This is a genomic window from Streptomyces ipomoeae 91-03, assembly GCF_000317595.1.
Lineage (GTDB): Bacteria > Actinomycetota > Actinomycetes > Streptomycetales > Streptomycetaceae > Streptomyces > Streptomyces ipomoeae.
On sequence record NZ_AEJC01000665.1, the window covers coordinates 1 to 18,762 of the forward strand.

Consider the following 18,762-nt stretch of genomic DNA (forward strand, 5'->3'; position numbering starts at 1 on the left):
CGCCCTCACCCCGCCCGGCACCACGAAGCAGCGCAGCCGACGGCGGCGGCGGCAGCAGCAGCAGCCAACGACGCTCGCTGCGGCATTCCGCACAGGCCCGGATCACCGCGCAGCGGCTCCGCGAGGCCTACGCGGCCGGCGCCCCCTTCTGACCCGTACCTCCCGGCCCGTACGCCCTGGCCCTGGCCTGTACACCCCCGTGACCCGCGATAATGGGCGGGCCCTGAAGGGGGGCCTGCCCATGTACGACCGAACCATCGCAGGAGGCCACGGGTGACCGCCGTCCAGACCAGTGCGGAGCAGAGCGGCACCACGACCGGCCAGGACCAGTACCCGGCCGGTGCCCAGGTGGTCGTGCGGGACGAGGTGTGGCTGGTCAAGAGCTCGATGCCGACGGCCGAGGACGGCACCCGGATCGAGGTCGTCGGGGTGTCGGAGTTCGTACGCGACCAGGAGGCCGTGTTCTTCTCCGGCCTGGACCGCATCGAGCTGCTGGACCCGCGCGCGACCGCCCTGGTCATGGACGACTCCCCTAACTACCGCCGCTCCCGGCTGTTCCTGGAGGCGGTGCTCCGCCGTACCGCGCTCCCCCAGTCGGAGCGCCGGCTCGCCCTCGCCGACTCGTTCCTCATGGACCCGCTCCCGTACCAGCGGCGCCCCGCCGAGCTGGCCCTGTCGGGCGCCAACCTCCGCCCGCGTCTGCTGATCGCGGACGTGGTGGGCCTCGGCAAGACCCTGGAGATCGGTCTGACGCTGGCCGAGCTGATCCGCCGCGGCCGGGGTGAGCGCATCCTGGTCGTCACCCCGCAACATGTGCTGGAGCAGTTCCAGCACGAGCTGTGGACGCGTTTCGCCATCCCGCTGGTGCGGCTGGACTCGGTCGGCATCGAGCGGATCCAGCGAGAGATCCCGGCCGGCCGCAACCCCTTCACCTCGTTCAAGCGGGTCATCGTCTCCATCGACACCCTCAAGAACACCGACCAGTACCAGCACCATCTGGAGCAGATCCGCTGGGACGCGGTCGTCATCGACGAGTCGCACAACCTGATCAACCGCGGTTCCCTGCGCAACCAGCTCGCACGCACCCTCGCGCCCCGCACCGACGCCCTGATCCTGGCGTCGGCGACCCCGCACAACGGCGACGCGAGGTCCTTCGCCGAGCTGATCGGCCTCCTCGACCCGGTGGCGATCCGCGACCCGGAGAACTACCGGGCGGCCGACATCGAGCACCTCTTCATCCGCCGTACGAAGATCAGCCGCAAGGTGCGTGAGCAGATGAAGGGCCAGTGGGCGGACCGCGGCCCCTCCCACTCCGTGCACTGCCCGGCCACCCCCGCCGAGGAGAAGATCTTCGAGGAGCTGGCCGCTGTCTGGCTGCCCCGTGACGGCGGCACCTCGGTGAGCTCGGTGCCCCTCTTCCCGTACACGCTGCTGAAGTCGTTCCTGTCCTCCCACGCGGCGCTGAGGGCGACGGTCTCCGCGCGCATCAAGACCCTGGAGAAGAAGGACGACCCGCAGGGCACCGCGGCCGAACTGGCCGCCCTGCACCGGCTGTCGGAGCTGGCCGTCGATCTGACCGAGGCGGACTCCGCGAAGTTCGCCGCCCTCGTACGACAACTCCGCGAGGAGATCGGTGTCGGGCCCGGTTCGGACGAAAGGGTCGTGGTCTTCTCCGAGCGCGTACAGACTCTGGAGTGGCTGGCCGAGGTGCTGCCCGCCGCGCTCGGTTTCAAGGGCCGTGCCGCCCGCGACTGCGTCCGGATCATGCACGGCGGCCTCTCCGACGAGCAGCAGATGGCCTGTGTCGAGGAGTTCGGCCTCGCGGACACGCCCGTACGGGTCCTGCTGACCGGCGATGTCGCCTCCGAGGGCGTCAACCTGCACCGCCAGTGCCACCAGTTGGTGCACTACGACGTGCCGTGGTCGCTGATCCGTATCGAGCAGCGCAACGGCCGTATCGACCGGTACGGGCAGGCCCGTCCGCCGGAGTTCCGCGCGCTGATCCTGACCAGTGAGGTCGAGGGCGCCAAGGACGACACGGTGGTCGCGGAGCGGCTGCTGGAACGCGAGGACCAGGCCCACCGTTCCCTGGGGACGGCGGAGGCGGTGACCGGCCTGTACCGGGCGGAGGCGGAGGAGAAGTCCCTCATCCAGGATCTGCTGCGCGGCCGGACCGTGGACGAGTCCCTGGACGCGCGCCGCTCCGGCGCGGACGGCGAGGACGCGGGGCTGGACGACTTCCTCGCGGACTTCTTCGGCCCGGTCGGCGAGGAAGCGCCCCCGGCGGAGCCTGCGGAGCCGGGCGGCTCGGCTCGGGCCGTCACGGAGTCGTCGGCCGGCCCGGCCGCCGCGAGTCCCGTGGTCCCCCGCCTCTTCGACTCGACCGCCCATTTCCTGGACGAGGCGCTGCGCGAGGTGTATCCGGACGCCCGCGAGCGGCTGGACCTGGACCGCGACGAGCAGTCGGGCCTGCTCTCGTTCCGTCCGCCGGCAGAGCTCGTCCACCGTCTCAAGGCGCTCCCCACCGACTACCTGCGCGAGCAGCGGCTGCGCGAGCGCGTGCTCGTGACGTTCAACCGCCGCCTCGCCGAGCACTCCCTCCAGCGGGCCCGGGAGTCGTCCACGTCCAGCTGGCCGGAGATCTCCCTGCTGACGGACCTGCACCCGGTCGTCGAGTGGCTCACCGACAAGGTCCTCGTCGGGATGGGCCGCCAGGAGGCGCCGATGATCACGGCGAACGTGGCGGAGCCCATCTATCTCGTGCAGGGCGTGTACTCGAACAAGCTGGGCAGGCCCACCGTCGTGAAGTGGATGGGGGTCACCTGGCGGGAGGCGAGCAAGGAAGGGCTGGTAGACGACGACATGGTGTCGCTGCTGCGCCGCTGCGGTGTCGGCCCCACCATGGCGAACAAGCTCCGCTACCGCGATCCCGTTCCGCTGCGCAAGGTCCTCCCCCAGGTGCTGGACACGGCGGAGGCGTTCCTCAACGCACACCGCGACGCCTGGGACGAACCGCTGCGCGAGCCCATCGAGCAGTACAAGCGGCGGCTCGGCACCTGGCGGCAGCCCACCCTCGCCGGGGAGCGCACGAAGGAGCGCCTCGCCGATCTCGCCGACTCGCTGCTGACGACGGGCAGGCCGCTGCTGCGGGTCCTCGCGGTGCTCCTGCCGGACACGGACCGAAGGCCCGATGACTACGGGCCGCCGCCCGTCTCCCTCACCGCCCCGGCCGCGTCCCCCTCCCGGTTCTGAGAGAAGCCCTGTCATGACGTACGACTCCCTGGTCAACCGCGGCGACTACTTCTCGGCCCACTATCTGGCCGAAGTGCTGCCGAAGGACCTCAAGTCGGGCCTGTTGCAGGCGTGGAAGGAGCGCGAGGAGGCGGCGAAGCCGCCCGCCGGGGGTGCCGCCGCGACCGAGGCCGACGTGCTCACCACGGCGGCGCCCGGCGGCGGCGAGCTGCCGGTGACCCCTCGGGCCGGGCTGCGGGCGCTGCGCCGCGACTACTTCCGGGCCCGGTCCTTCTTCGCCCTCCCCGAGGACGAGGACGGCATCGTCTCCGTACGCGACACCGACGACGAGACGCTGACGTACCACGCCCCCCAGTGGCGGGAGCGCGTACGGGACCTCAACGCGGAGGTGCTGCGCGCCCTCGGCTACGACGCGAAACCGCGCACGCTCACCGTGGAACGTGCGGGGCAGACGTACGAGATCCCGGTCGCGCACGCCGAGAAGGGCCTGGTCGCGCTGGATTGCGGCTGGGCCGCCGAACCGGACGCCGCTCTCGACCCGAAGGGCCGTGGCCGACTGCTGGAGCCGGTGCCGCTCGACGGCCCGACCCCCGTGGAGACCGGCTCCAAGCTGGCCTCGTTCCTGTTCGCCTGCGACGAGGTCGACGGCGACCGGCCGCCCCGGTACGTGCTGCTGCTCGGCGGCGGTGTGATCGTCCTGGCCGACCGCGCGGTGTGGGGCGAGGGCCGCTACCTCGGCGTCTCCCTGGACACGGCGCTCCAGCGCAACGACACCAGGGCGGGCGGCGAACTCGACACGGTGGCCGCGCTGTTCGGCGCGGACTCGCTGCGCACGCCGGAGGAGGGCGGCGAGAACCCGCTCTCCGAGCTCGTCGGCAAGTCGGCGAAGCACGCGGTGGGGGTCTCCAGCGAGCTGCGCGACGGCCTGCGCAAGAGCGTCGAGCTGATCGCCAACGAAGTGCTGGAACGGCTGCGCGAGCAGGGCGTACGCCCGGAGGACATCGGCGAACTCCCGGAGCTGGGCCGCCAGTTGACCCGCGAGTCGCTGCGCTACCTCTACCGCATCCTGTTCCTTCTCTACGCCGAGGCCCGCCCCGAGCTGGGCATCCTGCCCGCCGATTACCCCGAGTACCAGCAGGGGTACGGGCTCGGCCGGCTCGGTGAGCTGATCGCCGACCGGGAGCCGATCAGCGACACCGCCCGCAACGGCTTCTACCTGTACGAGTCCCTGGACCTGCTCTTCGGCAAGGTCCAGGACGGCTACCGCCCGCGCCGCACCCACGGCGTGGAACCGGAGGCCGGCGACGGCATCGACGCGAAGACCAGCGAGGACGTCGGCCTGCGCTTCGAGCCGCTGCACAGCAAGCTGTTCGAGCCGGAGGCGATCCGGCTGATCGGCGACGACAGCCTCCTCGACCCCCGCCACGACTCCGACGAGGCCCTGGCCCGGGGCGAGTCCGTCCGCTACCTCGACACCCGGCTGCGCAACGCCACGCTCCACCAGGTGCTGCACAGCCTCATGATCACCCAGGGCAAGCGGGGCGAACGCGGCGGCTTCATCTCGTACGCCCAGCTCGGCATCAACCAGCTCGGCGCGGTGTACGAGGGCCTGATGTCGTACAGCGGCTTCATCGCGGGCGAGGAGCTGTACGAGGTCGCCAAGGGCGGCGACCCGAAGGACGGCTCCTGGCTGGTCCCCAAGTCGAAGATCGACGAGTATCCGGACTCGGTGTTCGTACGCCGCCGGGACAGGCACACGGGCGAGGACGTCCGGGTGCGGTACGCCCCGGGTTCGTTCGTGTACCGCCTCTCCGGGCGTGACCGGCAGACCTCGGCGTCGTACTACACGCCCGAGTCTCTGACGAAGGTCACCGTGCAGCTCGCCCTCCAGCACCGCATGACCGAGGAGACGGAAGCGCGGGAGCTGCTGGACTGGAAGATCTGCGAGCCGGCGCTCGGCTCGGGCGCGTTCCTCAACGAGGCGATCAACCAGGTCGCGGCGGAGTATCTGCGGCGCAGGCAGCACGAGTTGGGGCGCTCGATCGACACGGATCAGTACGCCGTCGAGCTTCAGAAGGCGAAGGCGTACGTCGCGCTGCACAACTCCTACGGCGTCGACCTCAACGAGACGGCCGTGGAGCTGGCCGAGGTGTCGTTGTGGCTCAACACGATGCACCCCGGCATGGAGGCCCCCTGGTTCGGCCTGCACCTGCGGCGCGGCAACTCGCTGATCGGCGGGCGGCGGGAGGTGTACGGCCCCGACCGCCTGAAGAAGGGCGGCTGGCTCGGGACCACTCCGGAGCGGTTCCCGCTGGCGGACGCGGTGGGGGGTGCGTCGCTTCCGGAAGGGGCGGTGCATCACTTCCTGCTTCCCGCGAAGGAGTGGGGCTCGGTCGCCGCCGAGAAGGAGGCGAAGGCGCTGGCGCCGGAGGCCGCGAAGGCGCTGGGCGCGTGGCGGAAGGCGATCACGAAATCCCCGACGGCGAAGCAGACGGCCCGGCTTCAGGGGCTGGCTCGGCGGGCCGAGTACCTGTGGGGGCTGGTGGTACGGCGGCTGGAGCTGTCGGAGCGGGACATCTCGCGGCGGATTCGGGTGTGGGGCGCGGAGGACGACTGGCTGCGGCGGCCGGAGGTCGCGGTGCAGCGGGACGAGGTACTGGCCGACCTCCAGGCCGAGGACACCCCGTACTGGCGGCTGAAGACCTTGATGGACACGTGGTGCGCGCTGTGGTTCTGGCCGGTGCAGAGTGCGTCACTGCTGGACGGTACGGATGAGCGGTATGCGCGGGCCGAGGCGTTGGCTGAGCGGGCGGCGGAGTTCGAGGGGGCGGGGGCGGCTGGCGCGGCTGGTTCGGCGGCTGAGGAGGACTCCGGGGTTCTGATGGCCTGGGATGTGGATGCGCTTCCGGGTTTCGCGGCCGAGCCCCAGCAGATGACGCTGACCCGTGATTCGGTGTCGCGCCGCCGCACGGGGCGCCGGGCGGAGCAGGTCAAGGGGCAGCGCCGAGAGGTCATTCCGCTGGCGGAGCTGGAGGACTGGCTCGACTTCGCCGAGGCGTTGTTGGGGACGCAGGATGTGCCGAGCGAGTCGCTGGTATCGACGTTCGAGACGCTCGACGACTTGTCCGTGTATGAGGACGAGTTGCCCGAGTGGATGGGCATGGAACGGTTCCATAGGTTGGAGAACCAGTTCCTGTGGGCGGCCACGGCGAAGGATGTGGCCAAGGCTCAGGGGTTCTTCCACTGGGAGTTGGAGTTCGCGCAGGTTTTTGCGCGGGGTGGGTTTGACTTGCAGGTGGGGAATCCGCCTTGGGTGAGGCCGCGGTGGCAGGAGGACGTGGTTCTGGCGGAGTTGGATCCTTGGTTCGTGCTGGAGGAAAAGCCGAGTGCGGCAGAGTGGCGGCTCCGGAAGGACGAGGTGCTGGCCGCGCGTACGGACAGCCAGGGTTTTCTCCTCGATGAACTGGCCACCCATGCGGGTTTCGTCGCCACGCTGGGCAGCCCGGCTACATATCCACTCCTCGTTGGTACCCAGGGCGACCTCTACCGAGCCTTCATGGCACAGGTGTGGCAGCACTTCGCGCCGCACGGCAGGGCAGGCATGATTCACCCGGACACGCACTTCGGTGGCGTCCGCGAGGGTGTCATCCGGGCCGCCACATATCGGCATCTCCGGGTCCACGCACATTTCGTCAACTCGGCCAACTGGGCGTTCGATGACCTTTCCCGTGCCCAAGTGTTCGGGATGCACATCTACGGCACACCTCAAGAGCCCGACTTCCTGCACCTCAGCGAGCTCCGTGACGCCGAGGTCCTACCCGACTCTCTGACCCACGACGGACGAGGCGCGGCGCCCGGCATCAAGCACAACGGCTCGTGGGATATCCGACCACACCGCGACCGCGTGGTGCATGTGGACACAGCCTTGCTGGCTAGCTGGCATGCCCTGACGGGCTCGGAGGGTGGAGCAGCGCAGACCCCTCTGCTGTACCCGGTCCTTGTTGGCGAGCAAGGGGCTATCGAGGCGCTGGCCGCCTATGGCAGCAGCCTGGCCGACTATGGCCCGATGATCACAAGGGGATACGACGAAGCCAACGCCAAGAAGGACGGGCTGATCCGATGGGGCAACCGGGCCGTCCCCGAACTCTCTGATGTCATCCTCCAAGGGCCCCACTTCGCATCAGCGCTTCCCTTGTCGAAGGAGCCGAGGATCCCCTGCCGGAGCAACAGAGACTGGGACTTGCTCGTGCCGACGGAGCTGCCCGAGGCGTACGCTCCCGTGACCAACTATGTGCGGGCCAGCGACAAGGCCACATACCTGGCAGCCCAGGACTCCTGGCTCAATAAGCCGTACACCACATACTTCCGGCTGGCCTGGAGAGTCATGATCCCCTCCGACAACAGCCGCAGCTTGCAGGCCGCCCTCATCCCACCCGGCCCCGCACACGTCGATGCCGTGAACTCCATGTCTCTGGGCGATAACCGTCTCACCGCTCTCAATTCAGGGTTCTGGTCAGCCCTCCCTCTTGACTACCTACTTCGCATCACTGGGCGCTCTCACCTCCGCGTCGCCGAGGCCCGCAAGATGCCTGCCCCCGATCCGGAGCACCCCCTCGCCCCCGCACTGCTCCTGCGCACGCTCCGCCTGAACGCCCTCACTGCCCACTACGCGCCCCTCTGGGCGGAACTGTTCGACCCACGTTGGGCGGGCTACGAGAACTGGGCCAACCCGCACTGGCCCCATCTGAAACCCTTCGCCGCGAGCCTCAAACCGACCTGGGAGTACACCACCCCCCTCCGCACCGAGCACGAACGCCGCGCTGCACTCGTCGAACTCGACGCCCTCGTGGCCGTCTGGCTCGGCATCTCCGCAGACCAACTCGTCGCAATCTTCAAGTCCCGCTTCCCGCAGCTGTACGACTACGAGTCGGCGACCTACTTCGACGCCAACGGCCGCAAGATCGCGGGCGACTTCAACACGTACGGCCACGGCCAGACCAAGCAGGACTACCTCGATCTCCTCGCCCACCTGGAAGACCCGGAGCGCACCCCTCCCCCAGAGGGCTACCAGGCCCCCTTCTACAAGGCCGACCGAGAGGCCGAGATGAGGTCCGCGCACGCGCACTTCCAGGCCCGGCTGGACGCGGAGATCGCCACCGGCCGCTGGACCCCGCCCGTCCGCGAGGCCGTACAGGCGTAGTTCGCGAGCCCGCCGGACACAGGTCTGCCCCTGACACCTTGCCAGGGGCAGACTCAACGACCGGTCGGGCAAGCCCTACCTGACGGCGAAGCCGACAAACGCGGTCCAGGCCGCAGCGTCGACCGCAAGGCCACGGCGGGCTATGTCCTTGGAGTCGCGCACGTGGACGACGTGAGGGCGGACGGCGACCTCGACGCATTGCCCCCCATCTCCGGCGCTGTAACTGCTCTTGAACCAGGCAAGTTCGTCGGTCTCGTACCTGGCACGGTCCACGCTCATCCCTCTCCCAGCAACTTCTCAACCAGGGCAAGCGACTCCTGCGGAGTGAGCGCCTGTGCACGAAGCGTGCCGTACGTGGCTTCCAACTCCCGCACCCTTGTTCGCTCCGTGTGCAGTCGACTGTCGCTCTGCACCTCTGTGTAGGCGATCCTCCGCCCATCCTTCGTTTCCATCAAGGTGAAAGGGCCTGCGAGTCCCGCGTGCTCACCGCGCCGCATCGGCATCACCTGGATGTCGACGTTGCGCGCCTGCCCAACGAGGATGACCTGCTCCAACTGCCCCCGCCAGACATGATCGTCCCCGATGCGCCTGTGCAGTACCGCTTCCTCGATCACAAAGCTCATGTGCGTGAGGGGGCGCCGAGTGAAGATCACCTGTCGCGCCAGGCGTGCAGCGATCCGCTGCTCGATCAACTCTTCGTCGAGCGACGGCCTCCACATCCGGAAGACCGCCCTGGCGTACTCCTCCGTCTGCAAGAGCCCGTTGACCGCCAACGTGTCGTACACGTGCAGCTCGACCGCCTCCCCCTCCAACCGCGCCGCATCCCGAAAGAACGCCGGATACTGCGCCCGCGCAACCTCCTCCTTCATCTCCTGGAGGACCCCACCCGCGTCCAGCACCTCATCCGCCTGGTCGATGAACTTCGGCGGCGGCACCCGGCGCCCCTGCTCGTACGCGGCGATCGTGGACACCGAGTAGCCCACCATCGAACCGAACTCGGGCCGTTCCAGCCCTGCCCGTACCCGGAACCGCTTCAACTGGCGCCCGAAGACCCGGAGGATGCCCGACCCCGACCCCGAACCCGCCTCCCGCTCGGCGTCCTCCGCGCCGGACTCCTCCTCGGCCGTCCCCACCAACTCACTCACGTCCCACACCACCTCCCCGGCCAACGCGACCACCGCGCCGACCGTCACGCTCCGCCCCGCCTACACCCACCGACACACCACGTACAGCGACCGCCCGTGTGCACGTCGTATCTCGTCACGGTAAAACCGGCACGTCAGCGTGGACCACATGAACAACGAAACTTCCCCCGCACAGGGGGCGGCGCCCCGCACCGAACCGACCCCCGCGCAGCACACCGCCGAGGCGGGCAACCGCCCGTGCCCGGTGCGCGAGTTCGCGATGCGGTTCACGTCGTCCACGCGTGGGGCGCGCCTCGCCCGTCGTCTCGTCTCGCACTGGCTGGACTCCTGGGGGCACCCGTACACCGGCCACGTCAACGAGACGCTGACGCTGATCACTTCGGAGCTGGCCGCCAACGCCGTACGGCACGGGCATGTCGCCGGGCGGGACTTCCACGTACGGCTGACCGAGACCGGCGGCAGCCCGCGCACCCTGCGCGTCGAGGTCAGCGACACCCGCACCGAACGCGTACCGCTGGTCGCCTCGCAGGAGCCGCCCGGTGACGAGGAGTCGGGGCGGGGGTTGCTCATCGTGGCGCGGCTGGCGTCGCGTTGGGCGGTGGCTCCGCGCGTCAACGGGCCCGGGAAGACCGTCTGGGCGGAGTACACGTCGTAAAGCCGGAGGGACGCGGCACCCGCCGCGGCGGACGGTCCTGGTCGACCGCGGCGGGGCCGACCCCGACCTGCTGGAACTGCGCGACGCCGGACTGTGCCACGGAGTCACCGCGGGGCATCAGCGGCGATCTCCGTGCCGGTCCGCGTTCCGGTGGGTCTCCTTCTCACCCTCCGGGGTGGATGCAACGGCAAGAAAATGTGGACGGATTGCCAACGACAGTTGCGCGAAGCCTGTGCATGATCGATCCCGCGGGATGCCGAGGACTCATCGGCCCGCACAGCCGATCCGCCTCGCGGGTGCGGGGCGGCAATTGGGGGAAGAGGGAACAATCATGCGTTTCAAGGCCTTGACCATGGCTGTCGCAGTCGCCGGCACTCTTGCTTTCGCGGCCACGCCCGCCAGTGCCGCAGCGAACTGGAAGGAGGTGAGCACCAACTCCAACTGGAATTGCAGCGATTACAAGCCGCACCCGGTGTCCAGCTACGTCAAGTTCAAGGTCTGCCTCGTGATCAATGCGAGTGACGACGCCCAGGCGGTCCTGGTCGTACAGAACACGACGGGTGGGCCGATAACGATCGGCGGCGCGGTGCGCAGCGACTTCGGCAGCAACGTGGATTGCGCCAACAGCACTCTCAACACCAGCTTCACCCGTGGCTGCTTCGCGCCGACCGTGACCGACGCCGGTAGCAGATCGATCCTGAACGCCACGGGATACCTGACGGTCAACGGCGTCACGGCTTCGGTCAGCAACGGAATCGGGCACGTTTAGAAACGAAGGAATTCCATGCGTCGCTGGACCGCTGTTGCCGCCGCTTCAGCCACCGTCCTGTTGTTCGGAGCGAATTCCGCCTCCGCCAGCCCGACAATGAACTGGAAGGAGGTGAGCACGAACGACAGTTGGGTCTGTTCTTCGTACGTCACGCACGTGGACAAGCCGGGCGTGAAATTCAAGGCTTGTATCGTGACCAATCTCAAAGGGCACTCACAAGCCGTGCTTGTCGTCCAGAACGTCTCCGGGAGCGCGGTCACCATTGACGGCCGCATCGTCTTCGACTCGCAGGAGGGAGGCGATGCCTGGTGCGCTTCGTCGACCCTCAACAGCGGCTTTACACGGGGCTGTTTCGGCCCCACGGTCAAGGTCTGCAAGGCCCATGGTGATGCTGTGGTGACTCTCGGGGTCAACGGCAAGGACGACACCACTCGTCGCGAGTGGGACTTCACCGTCATCTGTGGGTGACGAACCTCGTCGCCGAACGAGAGGGGGGCGGCCGGTTCAGCTCGCGGACAGGCAACGGACGACATACGTCATGTGCTGCACGGTGCCCGCCCAGAGCCACTGGGTGTGGTTGCCGGAGCCCTCACCGTCCGTCATGGGGCCGCCGGCACAGTCGCGCAGCCAGGTCTCTCCGGCGCTCGCGGCCGCTCCCCGGAAGTCGGGCAGATCACGGATCCGACGGGCGCCGGCCCGGATGGTCGCCGTACGGTCGGGCCCCGCGTTCAGCACCTTGCACAGCACGAACGAGCGGCCGGTGGTGTAGCGGAGCACACCCCAGGGCGGACCTCCGTTTCCCGGCTCCGTGGCCAGGGCTGTGGAGGGCTGCACCCCGTAGCCGCCGTATCCGAGCCGTGCGAGGCGCTCCCGGCGGCCCGCTCGTATCTCGTGCCACATGTCCCAGGCTGGTGGCTCGGCCTGGCCGCGTTCTCGGCGGTGCGGGATGACCAGACCGGTGCCCCGGTAGCCGCCGTCCGCGATCACGATGGCGGTGCCGACCGAGTTCTTGGCTCCGGACAGTTCCCACGCCTTGCAGTCGTTGCGGTTGCCAGGCACGGGCCGGCCGACCGAGACGACAAGGCGCGAGTCAGCGTCGATGACGACCTGGCGGTTGGTCGAGTAGCGGTAGTTCTTCGACTGCTCGGCCACGGTGTGGTCACGTGTGGGTGTCAGGTTCGTGCGCCAGTAGGCCGCCACCAGCAGAACACGGTCCGTCAGGGGCAGGCCCCAGGGGCGTCCCCGGCGTGCCGCCTCGGCGTCCTCGCGCCGCAATGCGGTCACCGGCTTGGTGAAGCGGCGCGGGCTCAGCCCGGTGAACGGCACTGTCCAGGACGCCGGCGGTCCGATGACAGGGCTATCGCGAGTCCGAAGAAAGGTGACAGTGCGTGGGAAGTCTGTTGAAAGGCGTCTCTGGCGTCCGCTGGGGGGAACTGCGCGACGCGCGACAGCTCACCGCCGGGGACATCCCGCCGCTGCTCTCCCGGATCGCGTATGGAGGCGAGGACGCTGCTCGCCTCGCAGTCGACGAACTGGGGGACCGCGTCTGCGCGTTGGGGTTCGTGGTCGGCGAGGCGACCGCCTTGACGGTCCCGTTCCTCCTGGAACTCGCTGAGGCCCCCTATGCGCCCTGCAAGGCCGAGCTGTTGGATCTACTGGAGAGTATCTACCGGACCGACAATTGGCACTCTTCGGCCGTGGCGGCCGGCGGCTCGAAGCGCACGAACTTCCGGGAGCAGCCTGCCTGGGAGGCGGCCTCCAGGGAAGCCGTGCGCGCAGGCCGACCGGTCATCGAGGGCCTCGCCTCATCCACGCGACCGGAAGAGGCCGAACCAGCACGCAAACTGCTGTTGACGATGGACGAGGCACCACCGTTCCCGGACCTCTGAAAGGGGTCGCAGCTCGCGAACCGCACAGCCTCGGAAGAGCCCAAGGACGACGCTCAAAGATCATTGCGGGACAAGCCTCAGGCAGGTCGGCACCCAGTTCAATGCCATCTGATCGAGCGCTCCGACTCGGCCATCGGCAGGCTCTCGAAGGCAACTGGTCCAGGACAGAAGACGGCACTGCACAAAGATCCAACAGACCGACAGGAATCACCCGAAAGAGTTAGTTCGGTTCCGAAAGTGGTGAGGCCGATCGGAGCTGGATATCTTCGGCCCCTGGGGAGAGGGGAACAAGTGGGGGATTCCTACGTGAAGGACATCGCCGAACATCCGGCGTGCGAGGTGCTTCTCACCGCGTGGCAGTGCCCGGACGCCGAGCAGCGGCGGGCGCTGGTACGGGACATCAACCCTCCTGGACCCATCGCCTTGCGCAGCCGCTACCGCATGCTGCTGGACCCAGAAGCCCCGTCAGGGCCGTGGAATCCGGAGCTGACGCCGGAAGCCTGGGTGCGGCAGTTGCGTCTGGAAACCGAAGGCGACAACGCGGTGAGGTCGGGTTCGCTCGCCGTGGCACTCACCGCGTTCCGGACCCTCCTGGAGGAGGCGACCGGAGGCAGGCCACAGCTGTCCACGGTCCACGCCCACCTCGGACTCGGCAAGATCGCCATGGAGGGCAACGACATCGAGGCCGCTTCCGAGCACTTCGAAACGGCAGCGGCGGTCGCCGACGACTCGATGTACCGCTTCGGCCGCACGCAGACGCTGGTCCACTGGGCGTACATGACCCTGTGGCACCACTCCGCGGAACTTGCCCTTGAGCAGTTCCGGGAGGCGGCCGAGATCGCCGGCGCCCTCGACGACCCGGTGTTCCAGGGCAACGCACTGCTCGGCGCCGCGGAGTGCGCCGAACGGCTCGGCGAGCTGGACCGAATGGAACAGCACGGCAAGGACGCTTATGCCACGTTCTTGGCGGTCCGGTCGGCCCACGGCCAGGGCAACGCCGCCCAAAGGCTGGCCGGATGGCTGCACCGCCGGGGCAGGCACTCCGAAGCCTGGGAGTGGCTCGACCTCGCGCTGGCCGCCTTCCAGCAGGACGGCAACCCGACCGGCCTGGTCAACCTGCACTCGTTACGCGGCGACCTCTACTTGGACGAGCGTCGCTTCGACGAGGCGGAGGCAGAGCACAGCAAGGCCCTTGAACTCGCCATGTCCGCAGGCCTGTCACGGGCACGGGCACACGCCGTGCACGACTTGGGCAGAACGGCACGAGGACGAGGCAAGTGGGCCGAGGCGGCGCAGCGGTTCACCGAGTCACTGGAGCGATACCGGGAGATCGGCGACTTGCTGGGCATGTCCCATGCCCTGGGCAAACTGGCTGAGGCGCAAGAAGAGTGCGGCTGGGTGCAGGACGCGTTGCGGACGTGGCGCGAGGCCGTCGTGGAGGTCGAGTCCTATCGCGCCGACCACCAGGAGGAACGCTTCCAGGAGGAGTACCGGCGACGCTTCCGGGCCGTGTACGAGGGATCGCTGTCGGCGGCCGAGAAGCACGGCTCGGCCGAGACCTTCGCCGTGGTGGCCGACTTCCTGGCCGGTCGCCGGCTGGCGGGCCTGCTGGAGGCGAACAGCACGGCCATGGCCGGCGACGAACTGGATCAGCTCCAGGAACTGCTGGCCGGCGCGGACCGCAGGCTGCTGGCACACCGGCGCACCGCCCGCTCCGATGACGACCGCTTCGGCGACGAACGTCGGGAGAACCGGATACGCCGCCTGGGCGCCCTCGATTTCCGACAGGGAGCCGAACCCCCGGCGAGCAAGTCACTGGACGATCTGCTGGCAGCCGTGTACCTGCCCCCTGCCGACGAGGGCGGCGCGCTCCTGGAGGCACTGCCCGCCGGATGCCATGCGCTCCAGCTCCTCCTCGACCCGGTGGACGAGGATCTGGTGCGCTGGTCGTGGAGCGCCCCCGGGAACCGCTCCTCCATGGGCAGCTTCCGGCTGACGCCGGACGCGCTGGACCTGCTGTCCGTACTGAGTTCCGGTGACCAGGCCGCAGAACGTCAGGCGCTGACGGCCGACGATCTGCGACCGCTGTCCGCACTGCTCCCGCCGCCTCTGATGGCGGCTCTCGCGTCCTCGGGCTCGCATGATCTGCTGATCGTCCCGGCCGGTGAGCTGTGGCGGGTGCCGTGGGGTGCGGTTCCCCTGGAAAGCGGCCGACTCCTGGGCGAGGTCGCGAAGTTCGCGGTCTGTCCCTCGTTGACGATCCAGCGGCAGCTGGCCACACGAACCCGCGACCTGCTCCGCACACGCTCGCCTCTGGATGTCGACGTGTGGCGCAGCCCTCTTGTGATTTGTCATCCCCTGGATGTGTTCCAGGACCGACGATGGAATCCCCGTCGGCTGTCCTCGGCGGCCGAGGCCCGCGGCGCGATCTACGACGGGCGCGAGCTCATGGTGCTGACCGGACACGGCAGGCCCCGCGCCGAGACAGGCCACTATCTCGAACTCGACGACGATGAGTGGCTCCTGCCCACGGACCTTCTCGGCCGGCGCCCGCCCCGGCGACTCGCACTGATCGCGTGCTGGGGCAGCGCCTACCCCGGCCGTACCCCCAGCGACCCGATCAGCATCGCCACACTCGCGCTGGCCGGGGGCTCCGACGAAGTGCTGGCCACGGTGGGGGAACTGGGCGACTCCGTGCCGGCCACCCGTTACGTGGAGATGGTGCTGGACGCCCTGCCGGAGAACACCATGGCGGCGGCCGTGCACCAGGCCACGCGTCGGTTCCTGGCCCGACGGCAGCACCGCTCGCTCCCCATGCACCACTGGGCCCCCCTCATCCCCATCGGTACGCACCGGCCCCTCGGAGGTCAGCAGTGACGCCCCGCGCACACAAGGACCTGGACTACGAACTCGATGAACCACTGGCCTACAGGTGGACAAACGCCGCCTACGACATGTGCAGCGCGGACGACCCGGAACTGAAAGCGGTCGTGGAGAGCTCCGGCAAAGCCACCCGAGTGGTCGTCAGCGGCGCCTGCCCCCGTTGCCTGGGGGACATCTTCAGCGAGGAGATCCTGACCGCCGCCGGTGAGTCGGGCGTGCTCGGCGACGACACAGCGGGGACCCCGGACCCGTACACCCGTGTCACCGTGACGTGCAACTGCGAGCTCGCGCACAAGAACCGGCCCACCGACGTGAAGACGGGCTGCGGCATCACGTTCGCCATCGAAGTGCTCCGGGGCGACATCGCATGACTCCCCCGGCGCGATACCGGAAGCCGGCCGCTCCGCCGAGCGAGCGCGAACTCGCGGAGGACGCGGCGTGGCGTGAGTACGCGGAGGAGTCGCTCACCCGGGCCCAGGCCAGCGCCGAGCAGTGGCGCACCGGGCTGGGGCTGCTGGTCACCGTCATGGCCGCTGGGCTCATGCTGGGCGGTCCCGGCAGGATGGCCGACCTGGACCCCGCCTGGCGCGGTGTCGTGACCGCCGGTCTGGCATTCGGTTTCACCGTGGCACTCTGCGGTCTGTGGGCCGCGTCGCGCGCTGCCGCGGTGGGTGGTTCGGAGCCGATCGACCGGGACCGGGTGCGCAAGGCCCATGGGTCCTTGGCCAGTTACAAGACCGCTGTCGCGGCGCGCAGTTGGTCCGACATCCGCAGGGCCAGGATCGCGCTACTGGTTTCCCTGCCCGTGATCGTCGCCATGACGCTGACGTCCTGGTGGCTTCCCCGTGACACCCCGACCGGCGATCGGGATGCGCGGCCCCGCGTGCTCGTCGTGACACCCGGAGCCGTCCTCTGCGGCGAACTGACCAGCGGGGCCGGAACCTTCACCATCCTCACGGACAACTCCCGGACGCCGCGACGGGTGTCTGCCGCCGACGTCGTTTCCCTGGCGGTCGTCGACTCCTGCCCGCCGTGAACACACACCGCCGCGTCGCCCAGTGGCCACGTACCCGGGAAGGGGAAGTACCTTGAGCAGACCGAGCAGAGCCGCCTACGAGCGGAGCGAGCTGGACTGGAACAGGCTGCGGCGCTATGCGGAAAAGGTGGCCCGGGAGACCCGCGCGCCGCGCGGGACTCGACAGGTCGTCGAACGGTCGGAGCGAACCCGCCAGGTCAGGAGCGGGCCGTTCGGCCTGTTCACGCGACAGGAAACCTACTTCGTCGACGTCCCGCACACGGAGACAGACGACTTCTGGGTGCTGCAGTCCCGGTCCTGGCACAAGAAGGAGCGGGGACACGGGAATCAGGCGGACGAGGACCAGAGCGAGCGGTACGAGTACTGCCTCACCGCGCAGGGCGGCCTGCTGGTCAGGGTGACCTCGGAGACGGAGGTGTTCTCCAAAGGAGCGCCGATGTTCCGGGAGAGCAGCATGTCCGAACAACCGATGACCGCCGAGGATGTGATGCTCTTCGACTTCGAACCCAAGCGGTATTACCGGGAGGAGGGAAGGTTCACGGTCGAGACCAACCGCGACCCCGACCACAAACGGCTCAAGCACCATGCGAAGGGCGTCGGGCTCTCCCTGGCGCTGAAGCGGCTGCACCAGAGCTGAGCACAACCGCTCGGCCAGAAGGGACGGCCGGTTCAGCTTCCGGACAGGCTGCGGACGACATATGTCATGTGCTGAACGTTGCCCGACCAGAGCCACTCGGTGTGGTTGCCGGATCGCTTGCTGTCCGTCATGGGTCCGTCGGCGCAGTCGCGCAGCCAGGTCTCTCCGGCGCTCGCGGCCGCTCCCCGGAAGTCGGGCAGATCACGGATCCGGCCGGCGGCGACCCGGATGGTCGGCGTACGGTCCGGTCCCGCGTTCAACACCTTGCACAGCACGAACGAGCGGCCGGTGGTGTAGCGGAGGACGCCCCAGGGCGGCCCACCACCCCCCGGTTCCGTGGCCAGGGCCGTGGCGGGCTGCACCCCGTAGTCGCCGTATCTCAACCGAGCGAGGCGTTCCCGGCGGCCCGCTCGTATCTCGTGCCACATGTCCCAGTCGGCGCGGGGCTCTTCGTGCGGTTCGCCCAACTCCAGCATGTCGTCCGTTACCTGGGGGAATCCGCCCCCCAGGACGGCGACGGTCCGCCAGTCGTCGGCCAGGGGCACCAGAGCGTCCAGAGCGCGCAGCGCCTCCTTCCCCGCGTCGGGGCGGCCGGGCAGGACGCCGCCCAGGTCCAGCAGCAGGTCGACGGACACCTCCTGGTCGACCCGTTCCAGAAGGCCGCCGACGGCCTCGGCAGTGGCTCCGTCCCACTCCCCCGACATGCGGACACGGATGCCGACTCCGCAGCCACAGCGGCGGGCGGTCTCCACCGCGGCCGTCTGCTGAGCCTCACTCCGCTCGGGCCCGGTCACCGGGCGCAGCAGGCGGTTGAGTGCGCTGTACTCGGCCAGGATCTCGGCGAGTGCCGGTGTCTGCGCGGCCTCGGCGAACGGGGCGTCGAGCCAGCCCGGATGGCGCCGGTGCACGCCCCTCACCCTGCCCAGCTCCTTCTGCCAGTGGGCCCTCTTGAGCTGCGCCGGAGTCGTCCCTGGAGAAGGCGGGAGGTTCCAGAGGGGTGCGACCGCCGCCTGTATGTCGGGCCGGAGACGTTCGTACGCCATCCGGGCATGCTGCCGGACCGGCAGAACGGGAACGTAGAGCGGTTCGGACATCGCGGCTCCCCCTCGGCACTGCCCGCGCGCTTTCCCTTCTTGTCAGGGTCCGCGAGTGTCAATGCGTGTGAAAAGAGGGCCCTTTCGGTCCGACTGGCTGAAGTGCGCAAGTATCTGGTGATGGTGTGACGTAAGTTGTACTCTTCGTGATGCTCGGTGGTCGGACGCACCAAGTGGACGGCACACGTGGGGAACTGAGCGG

The 18,762-nt window shown here is 69.0% G+C and carries 13 protein-coding genes and 2 pseudogenes; 10 read left to right on the plus strand and 5 right to left on the minus strand.

Annotated elements, in window-relative coordinates; translation table 11 throughout:
• The first annotated feature begins 273 nt into the window (after positions 1-273).
• Together STRIP9103_RS43440 and STRIP9103_RS43445 are read left to right on the plus strand one after the other, a co-directional pair.
• Positions 274-3,252, plus strand: a complete 2,979-nt coding sequence (locus STRIP9103_RS43440) for a DEAD/DEAH box helicase (protein ID WP_009342095.1) — start codon at positions 274-276, stop codon at positions 3,250-3,252.
• 13 nt (positions 3,253-3,265) lie between these two features.
• A complete protein-coding gene (locus STRIP9103_RS43445; RefSeq protein WP_009342166.1) occupies positions 3,266-8,452 on the plus strand; it encodes an Eco57I restriction-modification methylase domain-containing protein in 5,187 nt (1,728 codons plus the stop codon).
• Positions 8,453-8,527: 75 nt separating this feature from the next.
• Here the strand turns inward: STRIP9103_RS43445 and STRIP9103_RS43450 are convergent, their stop codons facing one another.
• Together STRIP9103_RS43450 and STRIP9103_RS43455 are read right to left on the minus strand one after the other, a co-directional pair.
• Positions 8,528-8,731, minus strand: a complete 204-nt coding sequence (locus tag STRIP9103_RS43450; protein WP_048822174.1) for a DUF397 domain-containing protein — start codon at positions 8,729-8,731, stop codon at positions 8,528-8,530.
• Complete coding sequence (locus STRIP9103_RS43455; protein WP_009342171.1) at positions 8,728-9,645, minus strand: helix-turn-helix domain-containing protein; 918 nt, start codon at positions 9,643-9,645, stop codon at positions 8,728-8,730. Before STRIP9103_RS43455 ends, STRIP9103_RS43450 begins: the two co-directional genes overlap by 4 nt.
• A 91-nt stretch (positions 9,646-9,736) precedes the next feature.
• Here STRIP9103_RS43455 and STRIP9103_RS43460 point away from each other — a divergent pair, with 91 nt between their 5' ends.
• The 3 genes from STRIP9103_RS43460 (at position 9,737) to STRIP9103_RS43470 (ending at position 11,489) form a co-directional block, all read left to right on the plus strand.
• Positions 9,737-10,252 (plus strand): ATP-binding protein, encoded by a 516-nt coding sequence (locus STRIP9103_RS43460; RefSeq protein WP_009342111.1) that lies wholly within the window; start codon positions 9,737-9,739, stop codon positions 10,250-10,252.
• A gap of 331 nt (positions 10,253-10,583) precedes the next feature.
• On the plus strand, positions 10,584-11,021 hold the full coding sequence (locus STRIP9103_RS43465; protein WP_009342105.1) for a hypothetical protein: 438 nt from the start codon (positions 10,584-10,586) through the stop codon (positions 11,019-11,021).
• A gap of 15 nt (positions 11,022-11,036) precedes the next feature.
• Entirely contained in the window at positions 11,037-11,489 is a 453-nt protein-coding gene (locus tag STRIP9103_RS43470) for a hypothetical protein (RefSeq protein ID WP_009342182.1), read from the plus strand.
• Between the two features lie 36 nt (positions 11,490-11,525).
• Here STRIP9103_RS43470 and STRIP9103_RS51020 read toward each other — a convergent pair.
• Positions 11,526-11,867, minus strand: a pseudogene (locus tag STRIP9103_RS51020) (beta family protein); the annotation flags it as partial.
• A gap of 6 nt (positions 11,868-11,873) precedes the next feature.
• Positions 11,874-12,371 (minus strand): annotated as a pseudogene (locus STRIP9103_RS50465) (transposase); the annotation flags it as partial.
• Positions 12,372-12,409: 38 nt separating this feature from the next.
• Here STRIP9103_RS50465 and STRIP9103_RS43480 point away from each other — a divergent pair.
• From STRIP9103_RS43480 to STRIP9103_RS43500, 5 genes are all read left to right on the plus strand, one after another.
• Positions 12,410-12,910 (plus strand): hypothetical protein, encoded by a 501-nt coding sequence (locus STRIP9103_RS43480; protein ID WP_009342089.1) that lies wholly within the window; start codon positions 12,410-12,412, stop codon positions 12,908-12,910.
• Between the two features lie 291 nt (positions 12,911-13,201).
• Complete coding sequence (locus STRIP9103_RS43485) at positions 13,202-15,787, plus strand: CHAT domain-containing protein (RefSeq protein WP_009342081.1); 2,586 nt, start codon at positions 13,202-13,204, stop codon at positions 15,785-15,787.
• Positions 15,784-16,164, plus strand: coding sequence for a hypothetical protein (locus STRIP9103_RS43490; RefSeq protein WP_009342203.1), 381 nt, complete (start codon positions 15,784-15,786; stop codon positions 16,162-16,164). Before STRIP9103_RS43485 ends, STRIP9103_RS43490 begins: the two co-directional genes overlap by 4 nt.
• Positions 16,161-16,829 (plus strand): hypothetical protein, encoded by a 669-nt coding sequence (locus STRIP9103_RS43495; RefSeq protein WP_009342093.1) that lies wholly within the window; start codon positions 16,161-16,163, stop codon positions 16,827-16,829. Before STRIP9103_RS43490 ends, STRIP9103_RS43495 begins: the two co-directional genes overlap by 4 nt.
• 52 nt (positions 16,830-16,881) lie before the next feature.
• On the plus strand, positions 16,882-17,466 hold the full coding sequence (locus tag STRIP9103_RS43500; protein WP_048822180.1) for a hypothetical protein: 585 nt from the start codon (positions 16,882-16,884) through the stop codon (positions 17,464-17,466).
• A gap of 32 nt (positions 17,467-17,498) precedes the next feature.
• Here the strand turns inward: STRIP9103_RS43500 and STRIP9103_RS43505 are convergent, their stop codons facing one another.
• Complete coding sequence (locus STRIP9103_RS43505) at positions 17,499-18,560, minus strand: beta family protein (protein ID WP_048822181.1); 1,062 nt, start codon at positions 18,558-18,560, stop codon at positions 17,499-17,501.
• Between the last annotated feature and the right edge of the window lie 202 nt (positions 18,561-18,762).